Genomic DNA, 13,825 nt, shown 5'->3' with positions numbered 1-13,825 from the left:
CCTCGGATATTAATTTAATTGCAATGACCGCACACAACAACAAAATTCTAGGAGAAGGCCTTACGTACGACGATGTACTTTTAGTGCCTGCCTATTCTGAAGTTTTACCTCGCGAAGTTTCTATCGCCACAAAGTTTTCTCGTAATATTTCATTAAACGTTCCAATTGTTTCCGCAGCTATGGATACCGTTACCGAAAGCGCCATGGCTATTGCCATTGCACGTGAGGGTGGTATTGGGGTAATTCATAAAAATATGAGTATTGAGGAGCAAGCTGCCGAAGTGCGCAAAGTAAAGCGTGCTGAAAGTGGAATGATTATAGATCCAATTACGCTTCACAAAGAAAATACGGTAGGCGATGCCCAAAACACAATGCGCGAATACAGCATTGGCGGAATACCAATTACCGACAAAAACGGAAGTTTAATTGGCATTGTAACCAATCGCGATTTGCGTTTTGAAAAAGATTTAAAGCGCCCGCTGAGCGAAGTAATGACTACCGAGAATCTAGTAACGGTGGCTCAGGGTACTTCTTTAAAAGAGGCGGAGATAATTCTTCAAAAAAATAAAATTGAAAAACTGCCCGTTGTTAGCGACGATGGCAAATTATTGGGGCTAATTACGTTTAGGGATATTACCAAACTAACCCAAAAACCCAATGCAAATAAAGACCAATACGGAAGACTTCGCGTTGCCGCTGCGCTCGGCGTTACTGCCGATGCTGTTGAAAGAGCCGAGGCATTGGTAAACGCACAGATTGATGCCGTAATTATCGATACCGCACACGGACATACAAAGGGCGTGGTTGAGGTGTTGAAAAAAGTAAAACAGAAATTCCCGGATTTAGATGTAATTGTTGGAAACATTGCAACAGCCGAAGCGGCAAAATATCTAGTAGATGCCGGCGCAGATGCGGTTAAAGTAGGCATCGGACCAGGTTCTATTTGTACAACGCGAGTAGTTGCCGGAGTTGGTTTTCCACAATTTTCAGCGGTGCTGGAAGTTGCTGCAGCGTTAAAAGATAGCGGTGTGCCCGTGATTGCCGATGGTGGAATTCGTTATACTGGCGACATTCCAAAAGCAATTGCTGCAGGTGCAGATTGTGTTATGTTAGGTTCGTTATTGGCAGGTACTAAAGAATCGCCCGGAGTAACTATTATTTACGAAGGAAGAAAATATAAATCGTATCGCGGAATGGGTTCTGTAGAAGCTATGCGCGAAGGTTCTAAAGATCGTTATTTTCAGGATGTGGAAGACGATATTAAAAAGCTGGTGCCGGAAGGAATCGTGGGTCGCGTACCTTATAAAGGTGAATTGTTTGAGAGCATGACACAGTTTATTGGCGGACTTAGAGCAGGTATGGGCTACTGTGGTTCAAAAGATATTGAAACTTTAAAACAATCGGGACAATTTGTAAAAATTACCGCTTCAGGAATTAATGAGAGCCATCCGCACGATGTTACCATTACCAGCGAGTCCCCAAATTACAGCAGATAATTATATATTAGTAAAGTATAAAACAAAAGCGTCGGGTACTTCCTAGACGCTTTTTGGTTTTGGAACTAATTATTTTACCGTGCGCAACAAAGCTTCAAAATATAATACCATTTTTTCTAATTGAATAATGTGCTTTTTTTTAAGAGTGGCGGTAAATGCTATATTTTTATTAATACAACGTAATTCGGAAAAAGGATAGTGTAGCAGCGCGGGCGTAAATTTATTGGCCAATAAATTTTCGGTAGTCTTAGTTCGTGCTCCCTGAATTCTGTATTGTGGAGTGCGTACAATAATACTCATTAAGGGCGCTTTTTTTATGGTAGAAACGGTGGTTTCAATAAGCGTTGGCTGTTTCGGTGAAATAGAAATAAAAACCCGTTTACGCCATTTGCAGTGTAGCTGAAATGCAACTCCGTTTATGTTGATGCAATCTTCACTTTCTCCCGATGCATTTTTTTTAATTCTTTCAATAATCTCAAGAACCATACTTAGTTTTAAGAGTTGTTTCAATACATTTTAAAATTTCAATAAAATCTGCCAGTTGCATTTCGTCTTTAATTCCATATGGAGGCGTTAAGATTATTTTTGAAGTATTTTCTTTTGGAATTCTTATATAAACACGGTTTTTTTGAAGCCGTGTGAGCAATAGCTTGTTTTTTATTAATTGTTCAATTATACTGGCGTTGCCGATAAAGGTATAGTTGTTGCGTAATTTTTTTTTAGCTGATAACATTTTTTGAAGAATTTTTTCCACAAAACTTGAAGGATAAATTTCCAGGGTATTTTGGAAATTTTTATCTAAGTGAAGTGTTATCCTAAAAGGTTCTGCCGTAGGAATGGCGCCGCCCACTTCATCCAGATTTATACTGAATTGAGAATTGCCAATTTTAAACAATGCTTTTTTGGGCTGGTAAATCAGTCGGCCAATTTGCGAAAACACATTTTTAACGCTTTCTTCTTCATAGCTTCCGCCTTCGTTTTCGGCAAAATTCTTAATAAGATTCATCAATTCGGTTCATTGGGATTTTCCAAATATACCTTTTTTTAAAAGTTCTGGCATAAAAAAACGTGAGGTTGAAGTACCTCACGTTTGTATCTTAAAACAGAAAATGTTTATTTTCCTTCTTCATCATCGGCTGTAACACTAATGCCCAATTCGGCCAAAATGGGCATGGTAAGATCGTAATTTGGATCTAGAAAAACCACGTCTTGCGTTGTTTGCATTACCTGAGTATAACCTTGTGCTTTCGCCACTTTTTCCAAAGCTACACCTATTTTTCTATAAAGCGGTTTAAGGCTCTCTTGACGCTTTATTTCCAACAGTTTGGCGCCATTTTGTTGAAATTTTTGGATATCGGCTTCCAAAGTCATCAGTTCGGTTTGTTTTTCTTTTTTCTGGGTTGGCGTAAAAGTAGCTTCACCGGCTTTATAGCCTTCGGCCAAAACTTTGTATTCGTCAATTTTTTTATTGAGATCAATATCTAATTGTTTGCCATAAGTTTCTAATTGGGTTTTTACATTTTCCAATTCTGGCATTTTAGATAGAATATACTCTACATCTACCGCGCCTACTTTACTTTGGGCGAATGTGGAGATGCTAATAAAGAATATAGCGATTTTAAGAAATTTCATTGTAATGGGTTTTTAAATTTTAGAGCACAATATTACTATAAATATTGCAAATGTAAGGCCAAGAATTTATCGTTTGTAAAAAATATAGTCTGTAACAATAGGTTCCACATTTTCAAGTTTTAAAAAACTCATTAGTTGTCCTCGGTGATACGTGCTGTGGTTTATAATATGAAACAGTAGGTTGCTAACAGTATTGGTATATTCTTGCCCTTTGCTATTGGTATAATTAATTGTGTTGCTTAATTCTTTTTGCTTAAGTAGCTGTAAGCTGTGTGTTGCGTTTTCGGCATCAATTTTTTTCAAGTGATTTATTTCCAGATTTTGCCAAACTGAAAGGGCCGGTGCAACCCCAAATATTCTGTGGTTCCAAATATGATGGGCGTTGAGGATATGGCTGGTTAGGGCGCTTATCTTGTTTTGATAAACCGTCGGGTTTTTAAGCAACAGTTTAATTAATTGCTGATTGCAATGATGGGTATATTCAAATTTATCTTTAAAGAAAGTTTTCATCACTCATCGTAAAGTTGGCCACGTGTGGGTTTTAAGGTTTCGCGCAGACTTTGCATTAGCGATTTTTCAACCACCATAAAAGCGATAGAAAACATAGGCGAAATTTCTTCGTGTCCGGTAAAACTGTGTTGCAGATTTTTTGTTTCTATAAATTCATTGAGATGCTTGGCGTGATGTTCGGCAATATGCTTTGCATTTGGACCTCGAAAATCCCATATAAGTTTTACTCTTTCAGTCATTTAAGTAGCATTTTTTATCAATAATTAAGTCTCAGTAAATTCAAAGAATTCCTTCATTTTAAAAACTAGTGCAAGTTACGGGTTTTCAACATATTTATTAAAACTGCAAAACACTATAATTATATTAAATTCGTTAGCCTTTCTGATGTGTGTTACCGTAGCTTTTTGCTATTTTTGCCACGCTTCAATTAAAAATAAACAATCAATTAAACGATGAAAAATTTTCTTTCCCTATTTATTTTGGTCCTTTTGAGTGCCACCGCGGTAGTTGCACAAAATAAAAAGGAAGTGTTGATGACCATAAACGATGAGCCGGTTTATACCAGCGAATTTAAGCGCGTTTATAAAAAGAACCTCGACCTTGTTCAAGACGAATCGCAAAAAGACATAGATGGCTATTTGCAACTTTTTATAGATTACAAATTAAAAATTGCCGAGGCACAAGCGCAAGGCTTAGACAAAGAAAGTGCCTATAAAAGTGAGTTTTCCAAATATCGCGACCAGCTTTCAAGAAACTATTTATTTGAAGATAAGGTAACCGAAGAATTGGCAAAGGAAGCATTTGAACGCAGTAAATTTGAAATTGATGCTTCGCATATATTAATCCGTGTAGATTATGAATCTGCGCCACAGGATACACTGGCGGCCTACAACAAAATGAAGACGATTCGCGAAAGAGCATTAAAAGGCGAAGATTTTGGCGAGTTGGCAAAAACGTTTTCCGAAGAACCTGGGGCCAAAGAACGAGCGGGCGCATTGGGCTATTTTACGGTTTTTAATATGGTTTACCCTTTTGAAACCGAAGCATATAATACAAAACCGGGCGAAATTTCGAATATTGTCCGTACCAGTTTTGGATATCACCTTATAAAAGTAAACGACCGCAGAGCCAAAATGCCGAAGATTGTTGTGTCGCATATTATGATTTCAGATAAAAAGGGTGCGCGCAACTTCAATCCAGAGGAACGCATCAACGAGCTTTACACTATGCTTAAGCAAGGCGAATCTTTTGAAAGTTTGGCAAAACAATTTTCTGACGATAAAAATTCCGCAGTAAAAGGAGGAAAGCTAAAAGCCTTTACCAAAGGCGATCTTCGCGCTCCCGAATTTGAGGAGGCGGCGTACGCCCTCAAAAACATTGGCGAAATTAGCAAGCCCATAAAAACAGATTTTGGCTGGCATATTATCCGTTTGGATGAAAAGTTACCGATGGAAACATTTGAGGAGCAAAGACTGAGTTTGGAGAAAAGAGTTTCGGAAGGCGACCGTTCAAAATTGGTAACCACTGCTACCAACAATAAAATAAAGGAAAAGTACGGTTATAAAAAAGAAGCCAACTTTCTTTCGTATTTTACAAATTATGTAAGCGACGAAGTACTAAAAAGAAAATGGAAAATGGAACCAATTCCAACGGCTGAAGATAAAACCCTCTTTACCATTGGCGATAAAGCCGTAAAGTTTTCAGATTTTGCAAACTTTATAGATGCCCGTCAAAAAACCACAAGACTTTTTAGACAGAAAGATGCCCTGCTTGTTGAACTTTACGATGAATTTGAAACAGAGCAATTAAAAGAATACTTTAAAGATAAATTAAAAGACGACAATGAAGAGTATGCCGCTGTGCTTACGGAATACCGCGACGGCCTTTTGATTTTTGACGTAATGAATAAAAATATTTGGAATAAAGCCAAGGAAGACACCCTGGCCGTTCAGGAATATTACGCAAAAACCAAAGATAATTATAAGTGGAAACAGCGCGTTGATGCCGAAATTTATGCCGCTACTTCTGACGGTTTCGCAAAGCAAATTCAAACAATGCTCGCGCAAGGCAAAACTTCCGAAGAAATAAAAGCAGCGCTAAATACCGAAGACAAAGTAAATGTTTTAATAACTCCCGGTATTTTTGAAATAGACCAATCAGAATTGCCAACCAATTTGGCAATAAAAGAAGGGGTTTCCGATATTTACCCGAGTAATGATTCTTTTGTCGTGGTTTTTGTAAAAGAGGTGCTCGCTTCTGGTTACAAAACTTTAGACGAAGTGAAGGGAAAAGTATTGAGCAATTATCAAACCGATTTGGAAAAATCTTGGATGGAAAGCCTTCGAAAAAAATACACCGTTAAAGTAGATAAAAAAGCTTTAAAACACGTTAAAAGAGAATTGAAGTGATAAAATCGCTGTTGTATATATTGCTTGCCAGTGTTAGCTTTGTTTCCTGCGAATATTTCCAAAGGAAAACAGAAGAGAACGTGGTTGCTCGTGTAAACGACACCTATTTATACGAAGCAGATCTTAAAAAACTAATAGACGCAGGTACCTCGCCCGAAGACAGTACCCTAATAGTAAACAATTACATTAATCGTTGGGCAACGCAACAATTGCTTATTGGTCAGGCGCGAATAAATATTCCGGCCGATAAGCTCGAACAATACGACAAACTTGTTCAGGAATATCACAACGATTTGCTCACCGAAGCGTATAAAAATGTAATCGTAAGCAAGCAATTAGACAGTGTAATTACTGAACAGGAATTTCAAGAATATTACAATACAAATAAGGAAAACTTTAAATTAAAAGATTTACTCGTAAAAATACGGTATGTTCAATTACCCTTAAACTTCGATGGATTGGCAGCTGTTAAGGAAAAGTTGAACCGCTATAATGAAAAAGATCAAGCGGCTCTTACCGGTCAAAACTACCAGTTTATTTCATCAAACTTTAACGATTCGGTTTGGGTAAAAAAGGATGTGCTTTTAAGTGCGCTGCCAATAATTAGAGACAACAGCGAACAAGTGTTAAAAAAATCCAATTTTACACAATTGCAAGATTCATTAGGAGTATATTTGGTGAAAATTGAAGATGTGCTCAATCTAAACGATACAGCGCCAATCTCCTATATTAAGCCTACTTTACGTCAGATAATTCTCAATAAAAGAAAGCTTGAACTTATAAAAAAATTAGAAACAGATATTACAAAAGATGCTATTGAAACAAATAATTTTGAAATCTATAAAAATGAATAAATTTTTATTGGTATTGCTTTTTTCTACGGCAATGCTTCAAGCACAAACCGTTGTAGAACCTGATAGCACCGGTGTGGTAAAAAGCAATGATTCATTGGTTGTGCAAAAAACAACAACGCGCGACACTGTAAAACCTTTTGAAAGATTTAAAGCCGAAGGTGTAAGCGCCGTAGTTGGCGAATACGTTATTCTAGACAGCGATATAGACAAGGCATATGTAGAAATGCAATCGCAAGGAATGTCTATTGAAGACATTACCCGCTGCCAGTTAATGGGCAAACTAATGGAAGATAAATTATATGCCCATCAAGCAAAACAGGACAGTATTATGGTTCCAGATGCCGAAATTAATGGAATGATAGATCAGCAATTACAATATATGATTGGCGAATTGGGAAGTGAAGAAAAAGTTGCCGCCTATTACAGAAAGGATAACATTGCCGATTTAAGAAGAGATTTATTTGAAGCCAATAAAAGCATAAAGCTAGCGAGTTTAATGCAGCAAAAAGTAATTGAAAAAGTAGAAGTAACTCCCGAAGAAGTACGCACGTTTTTCTTTTCCATACCTGAAGAAGAACGTCCTGTTTTTGGAGCTGAAATTGAAATTGCCCAAATAGTGGTAGATCCAAAAATCACAAAACAAGCAATTGACGAGGTAAAAGGACGGCTAAATGCCATTCGCGCAGATATTATAGATAATGGCGCCAGTTTTTCTACAAAAGCTGTGCTTTATTCCAAAGATCCCGGGTCTAATTCAAAAGGTGGATTATACACGGGCGTTAAACGCGATTCTCCTTGGGCAAAAGAGTTTAAGGATCAAGCATTCTCACTTTTAGAAGGTGAAATTAGCGAGCCGTTTGAAACTGAATTTGGCTGGCACTTACTTTATGTTGAAAAAATTCGTGGTCAAGAAGTAGATGTTAGGCATATTTTAATGTTTCCAGAGGTTTCACAAAAATCTATTGATGAAGCTCAAAAGAAAATTGAAGACTTAAAAAACCAGATTGAGGCAGGTGAAATTTCCTTTGCCGAAGCAGCTCGAAAAAATTCTGACGATAAGGAAACACGCAATAACGGTGGCCAATTGGTAAATCCTATTTCTTTCGACACAAAGTTTGATCTTACCAAAATGGATCCAACGCTAAGCCAGCAGGTTTATAACTTAAAAGAAGGGGAAGTGTCTGAAGTATTTACAGATCGCGACAGAACAGGGAAAAGTAGCTTAAAGATTTTAACCGTAACCCAAAAATACGAAGAACACAAAGCAGATTTTTCTAAGGATTACGAGCGAATAAAAAAATTGGCATTGCGCGAAAAGCAAATTAAGGTTATAAATAAGTGGCAGAACGAGAAGATAAAAGATACGTATATTAGCATTAATGAAGACTACCAAGATTGCGAGTTTGCAGGCGATTGGTTAAAAAAATAATATAGAAAAATACTATGTCAGACGTAGCAGCGGTAACACAACTAGTTTCAAAATATAACGCCCTAAAAAAAGAAATAAAAAAAGTAATCGTCGGTCAAGATGAAGTGGTGGACCAAGTTTTGATCGCTATTTTTTCTGGTGGCCACGCACTGCTAATAGGCGTTCCCGGACTGGCAAAAACCTTATTGGTTAATACTGTTGCCGAAGCACTTGGACTGCAATTTAAAAGAATTCAATTTACGCCAGATTTAATGCCCAGCGACATTTTAGGTTCTGAAATCTTAGACCAAAATCGCGAATTTAAATTTATTAAAGGGCCAATTTTCGCCAATATCATTCTTGCAGACGAAATTAACAGAACTCCACCAAAAACGCAGGCGGCACTCTTGGAGGCTATGCAGGAACGTGCGGTTACTGTTGCCGGCCATCACTACAAATTAGATTTGCCTTATTTTGTACTAGCTACCCAAAACCCCATAGAGCAGGAGGGAACGTACCCATTGCCGGAGGCACAATTAGACCGTTTTATGGTTGCCATTAATCTTGAATACCCTTCTTTTGCTGAAGAAGTGGAAGTTGTAAAACAAACCACTACCGGTGAGGTACAAACTGTTAATGCACTTTTTACCGCTCAAGAAATTATTGAATATCAAAAACTAATTCGAAGAATCCCCGTTGCGGATAATGTAGTGGAGTATGCTGTAGGCCTAGTGGGCAAAACCCGTCCCAATAGTCCCACAGCGCCTGAAATGGTTAAAAATTACATAGATTGGGGCGCAGGGCCACGCGCGTCGCAAAACCTGATTTTGGCGGCTAAAACAAACGCTGCAATTCACGGAAAATATTCCCCGGATATTGAGGATGTACAAAAAGCCGCAGTTGCAATTCTACGCCACAGATTAATTAAAAATTACAAAGCGGAAGCAGAAGGTCTAACGATTGAAGAAATTATAAAGAGTCTTTATTAATTAATGACTTTTATTTATCTGTTCCGAATTTCATTCGACTACGATCATTAAAAATTTTGAATTTCTTAATATTAGACATTCAAAATTAGTAATTCGATAATTTTGCGCAATAAAAATTGATATTCAGTGAATTATATTCACTGAATAAGCAATTTCATTAAATACTTTTTAAATATTATAAAATTTTGTAATTTTGCACTTACAAAAAATACAACTATGGCATTTGACATTGATATGATTAAAAAGGTTTACGCCCAAATGGCTGAACGTGTTGATAAAGCGCGCGAAATCACGGGAAAACCACTTACCCTTTCTGAAAAAATATTATACTCCCACCTTTGGGATGGCAATCCCGATAAAGCTTTCCAACGCGGAAAGGATTATGTAGATTTTGCCCCCGACAGAATTGCCTGTCAAGATGCAACAGCACAAATGGCACTTCTGCAATTTATGCAAGCGGGAAAAAAAACTGTAGCAGTACCAACTACCGTACACTGCGACCACTTAATACAAGCTAAACAAGGTGCTGCACCGGATTTAAAACGCGCCAACGAAACCAGTAACGAGGTTTTTGACTTTTTGGAATCTGTTTCAAATAAATATGGAATTGGTTTTTGGAAACCGGGCGCAGGAATTATTCACCAAGTAGTACTGGAAAATTATGCATTTCCTGGCGGAATGATGATTGGTACCGATAGCCATACTGTAAATGCAGGTGGTCTGGGGATGGTGGCAATTGGTGTTGGTGGAGCAGATGCGGTAGATGTTATGGCTGGCATGCCTTGGGAATTAAAATTTCCAAAGTTAATAGGAGTTAAATTAACCGGCGAACTAAACGGTTGGACGGCTTCAAAAGATGTTATTTTAAAAGTAGCCGGAATCCTTACCGTAAAAGGTGGAACAGGTGCTATTGTTGAATACTTTGGCCCTGGGGCAAAAAATCTTTCCTGTACAGGAAAAGGAACCATCTGCAATATGGGTGCCGAAATTGGAGCAACTACTTCTACGTTTGGGTACGACGATGCCATGGAGCGATTTTTAAGAGCTACAGACAGAGCCGATATTGCAGACGAGGCCAATAAAATACGTGAATATTTAACGGGCGATGATGAAGTTTACGCAAATCCCGAAACATATTTTGATCAAGTTATCGAAATAGATTTAACCACATTGCGTCCACATCTTAATGGTCCATTTACACCCGATTTGGCAACTCCTGTTGGGCAATTGGGCGACAAGGCCAAGAAAAATGATTGGCCAATTAAAGTAGATTGGGGATTAATTGGTAGTTGTACCAACTCTTCTTATGAAGATTTAACGCGTGCTGCTTCTATCGCGCAACAGGCCATTGATAAGAAATTAAAGCCAAAAAGCGACTTTGGGATAAATCCTGGTTCGGAACAAATTCGATTTACTGCCGAGCGGGATGGACTATTAGATGTATTTGAAAATTTAGGCGCTACAATTTTTACAAATGCGTGCGGCCCCTGTATTGGTCAGTGGGACCGAAGCGATAGAAAGGGCGATGAAAAAAACACCATTGTACACTCTTTTAACAGAAACTTTTCAAAACGTGCCGATGGAAATCCAAATACACATGCATTTGTTGGCTCTCCAGAAATGGTGGCCGCAATTGCAATCTCGGGCCGTTTAGATTTTGATCCGATGAACGATACGCTTCTAAACGACGAGGGACAAGAGGTGAAACTCGATGAGCCACGTGGTTTGGAATTGCCGCCAAAAGGTTTTGAGGTGGACGATAACGGATATTTGGCGCCAAGAGAAGACGGAAGTTCCGTTGAAGTAAAAGTAGCCAACGATAGCGAACGTTTACAGCTATTGGAGCCGTTCGTTCCTATAAAGGACTCGGAATTACAGGGTGTAAAATTATTGATTAAAGCTTTTGGAAAATGTACTACCGACCATATTTCTATGGCTGGGCCGTGGCTGCGTTACCGCGGACATTTGGACAATATAGCAAACAATACCCTAATTGGCGCTGTAAATGCATTTAACAAGCAAACCAATTTTGTTAAAAACCAATTCACTGGTGAGTATGGCGGCGTGCCGGATGTGCAACGTGAGTACAAAGCAAAAGGTGTTAAAACAATTGTTGTGGGCGACCATAATTACGGCGAAGGTTCGTCTCGCGAGCACGCAGCAATGCAGCCTAGACATTTGGGTGTTGCAGCGGTTTTGGTAAAATCTTTTGCCAGAATTCACGAAACCAATTTAAAGAAACAAGGTATGTTGGGTCTTACTTTTGACAATGAAGCGGACTATGACAAAATTCAAGAAGACGATACCTTTAATTTTGTTGATATTACCGAATTTACACCCAATAAACCGCTTACTTTGGAAATTGTGCATAAGGATGGCAGTAAAGACACCATAAAGGTTAATCATACCTATAACGATGCACAAATAAAATGGTATAGAGAAGGGTCTGCATTAAATTTGATTAAAAAACAGAACGCATAGTTTTTTTATATTATTATTTAAACCTCACCGATCTTCACGATTTGTGAGGTTTTTTATTCAATTAAAATATGAAAGGTTTTTTAAAGAAGAACTGGAGCAACGTGCTCTTTTTTACATTTTTGGCATTGCTGATAATTCCACAAACACGAATGCCCATTCAGGTTTTCGTACAGCGGCTTATTTCGTTTTCACCGTCTGAAAAAACGGAGGCCGAACGCGAAACACTACAGGATTATCAATGGAATTTACAGCTTTTAAATGGCAAGAGTGTAGATTTCTCAAAATCTAAAGGAAAGGTTGTAGTGGTAAATTTTTGGGCTACATGGTGTCCGCCCTGCGTTGCCGAAATGCCATCGTTTCAAAAATTATATGATAGTTATGGCGAAAGGGTAGATTTCTATTTTGTTACGTCCGAAGATTCTGAAAAGGTGCATAAATTTCTTCAGAAGAACGAATATACATTGCCGGTATTTATTCAGCAATATAAAGCTCCAAAACAGTTGGAATCGCAAGCACTACCTACTACTTATTTAATTTCAAAAACAGGTGAAATAGTTATAGATGAAGAAGGCGCGGCCGATTGGAACAGTAAAAAAATGAGAGCACTTTTAGAGACACTTCTTTCAGAATAGATTTTAAAATTATCCTGCAAAGTAAATTTCCTTAATAGACTTCATTGTTTTTTTGCCTTTTATAATAGCTTGAATATCGTTCCATAACTTTTCGTTTATCAACGATTTTAAGGGTTGTTCCACTTCCGTAATTTTTGGAAAGTTTTTAATAAGCTTTTTGTCCCAAACCTCGTAGTGGTTTAAGAGGTCATCTGGATATACCGTTTTACGACGCGTACCTTCATCAATTCCCTTAAATGGTTCGGAAATATTTAAATAGCCATAATCGTTGGTAAGTTCTTCACCAGCTTGAATATCGCGAATCGCAATTTCAAATTCATAGGCGGTAGATAGACAATTGCTTTTAAAACTATGGTTTACAAAGCGACCGTAATCCCAGCAAAGTACATAATTGCCTTTTCTGTTTCTGTAGCAATAGGTTTCTAAAATATCTTGATATAGCGGGTTCATTTTGCTGATTTTAGCTGGAGAAAACTCCCTGTCTAAATCGTCTAATGCCCAGGTTATCGTGCCGGCGGGAATCATTTCAGTAGCAACAACGCCATACCCTATTTGTTCGCTAATAAATTTAAGTTCTGTTTTAGGATGAATCATAAACAATTGTAATTTTTGGGATTAAATGTAGTACAAAATCTCAATCGTTTTACAAAACCTATCTATTGTATAGCAAATTTTATTGTGGTTATTTTGGAGGTATTTTTTAAAAAAGTTACCCTTTAACCGATTTTTGAACTGTACTTCTCTTTAAATTTTTCCATCAAAACAAAAATGGTTAAAAGCATAGTTAAAGCGTAGATACTATCTTCAATTGGTACGGTGCCGAGCCTGATTCCTAGATTTTCGGCGTCGTTATACCAGACTACCGGTTCCTGTATCCAACTGCCTGTAAGAAATCCATTCACTATAAAAAATGGAATTAACAGAATACTAAACACCGGAAAGAATACATTTAAAATCGCCCTCTTATAATTATACACTAAAGCTAATAGTACAATAGCGTATCCAAAATTTATAGCAGTGTACCAGCGATCGTAAAAATATAGCAGGAGCACGATTAAAATAGTCTGTAAACTGAAGTAAACTACAGCTGTAGTATTATTTGAAAGTTGAAACTTTGGCATTAAATCCTTAAACGCATAAATGGTGAAAAGACAGGCATAGGGAATACAAACAAAGAAAAGCCATTCCTCCAAAGGCAGGTTGGCAATAGTTATTCCCGACAAGTATTTTTCATTAAAACCCCAGATACCATTTTGGGTAAAAATAATATCCCAAGGTATAAAAAATGCCATCATAATAAAGGTGGCAGGGAAGAAGTATTTCCAAAGTCTATAAAACTTCAATTTTGGATGAAAGCTAAATATAAAAGGAATGCTCAACGAAGCGAGATTGAGCATAAAATATAGGTGCCACAT

General features: G+C 37.7%; 14 protein-coding genes. 7 read left to right on the top strand and 7 right to left on the bottom strand.

The window, feature by feature from the left end; all coding sequences use genetic code 11:
• Positions 1-23: 23 nt before the first annotated feature.
• Positions 24-1,496: an IMP dehydrogenase gene (guaB, locus tag QCQ61_RS00415; protein ID WP_279448738.1), complete on the top strand. Its 1,473-nt coding sequence runs from the start codon at positions 24-26 to the stop codon at positions 1,494-1,496.
• A gap of 69 nt (positions 1,497-1,565) precedes the next feature.
• Here guaB and QCQ61_RS00410 read toward each other — a convergent pair whose 3' ends face one another.
• From QCQ61_RS00410 to QCQ61_RS00390, 5 genes are all read right to left on the bottom strand, one after another.
• On the bottom strand, positions 1,566-1,982 hold the full coding sequence (locus tag QCQ61_RS00410) for a hypothetical protein (RefSeq protein WP_279448737.1): 417 nt from the start codon (positions 1,980-1,982) through the stop codon (positions 1,566-1,568).
• Positions 1,972-2,502 carry a hypothetical protein gene (locus tag QCQ61_RS00405; RefSeq protein ID WP_279448736.1) on the bottom strand — a complete coding sequence of 177 codons (531 nt, stop codon included), beginning with the start codon at positions 2,500-2,502 and terminating at the stop codon, positions 1,972-1,974. Before QCQ61_RS00405 ends, QCQ61_RS00410 begins: the two co-directional genes overlap by 11 nt.
• A 107-nt stretch (positions 2,503-2,609) precedes the next feature.
• Positions 2,610-3,128: an OmpH/Skp family outer membrane protein gene (locus QCQ61_RS00400; RefSeq protein ID WP_279448735.1), complete on the bottom strand. Its 519-nt coding sequence runs from the start codon at positions 3,126-3,128 to the stop codon at positions 2,610-2,612.
• Between the two features lie 66 nt (positions 3,129-3,194).
• Complete coding sequence (locus tag QCQ61_RS00395) at positions 3,195-3,638, bottom strand: DinB family protein (protein ID WP_279448734.1); 444 nt, start codon at positions 3,636-3,638, stop codon at positions 3,195-3,197.
• A complete protein-coding gene (locus tag QCQ61_RS00390) occupies positions 3,638-3,877 on the bottom strand; it encodes a hypothetical protein (protein ID WP_279448733.1) in 240 nt (79 codons plus the stop codon). The genes QCQ61_RS00395 and QCQ61_RS00390 overlap by 1 nt, the downstream gene beginning before the upstream one ends.
• Positions 3,878-4,090: 213 nt before the next feature.
• Between QCQ61_RS00390 and QCQ61_RS00385 the strand changes: the two genes are divergently transcribed.
• The 6 genes from QCQ61_RS00385 to QCQ61_RS00360 all read left to right on the top strand — a co-directional run bounded on the left by QCQ61_RS00385 (position 4,091) and on the right by QCQ61_RS00360 (position 12,410).
• Positions 4,091-6,046, top strand: coding sequence for a peptidylprolyl isomerase (locus tag QCQ61_RS00385; RefSeq protein WP_279448732.1), 1,956 nt, complete (start codon positions 4,091-4,093; stop codon positions 6,044-6,046).
• The gene (locus tag QCQ61_RS00380) at positions 6,043-6,900 is read left to right on the top strand and encodes a peptidyl-prolyl cis-trans isomerase (RefSeq protein ID WP_279448731.1); all 858 of its coding nucleotides are present in this window, start codon (positions 6,043-6,045) and stop codon (positions 6,898-6,900) included. Before QCQ61_RS00385 ends, QCQ61_RS00380 begins: the two co-directional genes overlap by 4 nt.
• Positions 6,893-8,329: a peptidylprolyl isomerase gene (locus QCQ61_RS00375; RefSeq protein WP_279448730.1), complete on the top strand. Its 1,437-nt coding sequence runs from the start codon at positions 6,893-6,895 to the stop codon at positions 8,327-8,329. The genes QCQ61_RS00380 and QCQ61_RS00375 overlap by 8 nt, the downstream gene beginning before the upstream one ends.
• Positions 8,330-8,343: 14 nt before the next feature.
• Complete coding sequence (locus QCQ61_RS00370; RefSeq protein WP_279448729.1) at positions 8,344-9,297, top strand: AAA family ATPase; 954 nt, start codon at positions 8,344-8,346, stop codon at positions 9,295-9,297.
• Between the two features lie 216 nt (positions 9,298-9,513).
• The gene (locus tag QCQ61_RS00365; protein WP_279448727.1) at positions 9,514-11,778 is read left to right on the top strand and encodes an aconitate hydratase; all 2,265 of its coding nucleotides are present in this window, start codon (positions 9,514-9,516) and stop codon (positions 11,776-11,778) included.
• Between the two features lie 68 nt (positions 11,779-11,846).
• Positions 11,847-12,410 (top strand): TlpA family protein disulfide reductase, encoded by a 564-nt coding sequence (locus tag QCQ61_RS00360; RefSeq protein ID WP_279448726.1) that lies wholly within the window; start codon positions 11,847-11,849, stop codon positions 12,408-12,410.
• A 9-nt stretch (positions 12,411-12,419) separates the two neighbouring features.
• On the opposite strand, the gene QCQ61_RS00355 is transcribed toward QCQ61_RS00360, so the two are convergent.
• Together QCQ61_RS00355 and QCQ61_RS00350 are read right to left on the bottom strand one after the other, a co-directional pair.
• The gene (locus tag QCQ61_RS00355; protein ID WP_279448725.1) at positions 12,420-13,004 is read right to left on the bottom strand and encodes an SET domain-containing protein; all 585 of its coding nucleotides are present in this window, start codon (positions 13,002-13,004) and stop codon (positions 12,420-12,422) included.
• Positions 13,005-13,126: 122 nt separating this feature from the next.
• Entirely contained in the window at positions 13,127-13,825 is a 699-nt protein-coding gene (locus QCQ61_RS00350; RefSeq protein WP_279448724.1) for a lycopene cyclase domain-containing protein, read from the bottom strand.

Source organism: Aequorivita marisscotiae, from assembly GCF_029814825.1.
Classification (GTDB): domain Bacteria; phylum Bacteroidota; class Bacteroidia; order Flavobacteriales; family Flavobacteriaceae; genus Aequorivita; species Aequorivita marisscotiae.
This window is presented reverse-complemented; position numbering and strand designations above follow the sequence as displayed.

What these genes read in the sequence shown, in the direction of transcription:
- guaB (WP_279448738.1), top strand. Translation starts at nt 24, where the DNA reads ATGACCGCACACAACAACAAAATTCTAGGAGAAGGCCTTACGTACGAC.
- QCQ61_RS00410 (WP_279448737.1), bottom strand. Translation starts at nt 1,982, where the DNA reads ATGGTTCTTGAGATTATTGAAAGAATTAAAAAAAATGCATCGGGAGAA.
- QCQ61_RS00405 (WP_279448736.1), bottom strand. Translation starts at nt 2,502, where the DNA reads ATGAATCTTATTAAGAATTTTGCCGAAAACGAAGGCGGAAGCTATGAA.
- QCQ61_RS00400 (WP_279448735.1), bottom strand. Translation starts at nt 3,128, where the DNA reads ATGAAATTTCTTAAAATCGCTATATTCTTTATTAGCATCTCCACATTC.
- QCQ61_RS00395 (WP_279448734.1), bottom strand. Translation starts at nt 3,638, where the DNA reads ATGAAAACTTTCTTTAAAGATAAATTTGAATATACCCATCATTGCAAT.
- QCQ61_RS00390 (WP_279448733.1), bottom strand. Translation starts at nt 3,877, where the DNA reads ATGACTGAAAGAGTAAAACTTATATGGGATTTTCGAGGTCCAAATGCA.
- QCQ61_RS00385 (WP_279448732.1), top strand. Translation starts at nt 4,091, where the DNA reads ATGAAAAATTTTCTTTCCCTATTTATTTTGGTCCTTTTGAGTGCCACC.
- QCQ61_RS00375 (WP_279448730.1), top strand. Translation starts at nt 6,893, where the DNA reads ATGAATAAATTTTTATTGGTATTGCTTTTTTCTACGGCAATGCTTCAA.
- QCQ61_RS00370 (WP_279448729.1), top strand. Translation starts at nt 8,344, where the DNA reads ATGTCAGACGTAGCAGCGGTAACACAACTAGTTTCAAAATATAACGCC.
- QCQ61_RS00365 (WP_279448727.1), top strand. Translation starts at nt 9,514, where the DNA reads ATGGCATTTGACATTGATATGATTAAAAAGGTTTACGCCCAAATGGCT.
- QCQ61_RS00360 (WP_279448726.1), top strand. Translation starts at nt 11,847, where the DNA reads ATGAAAGGTTTTTTAAAGAAGAACTGGAGCAACGTGCTCTTTTTTACA.
- QCQ61_RS00355 (WP_279448725.1), bottom strand. Translation starts at nt 13,004, where the DNA reads ATGATTCATCCTAAAACAGAACTTAAATTTATTAGCGAACAAATAGGG.
- QCQ61_RS00350 (WP_279448724.1), bottom strand. Translation starts at nt 13,825, where the DNA reads ATGTGGCACCTATATTTTATGCTCAATCTCGCTTCGTTGAGCATTCCT.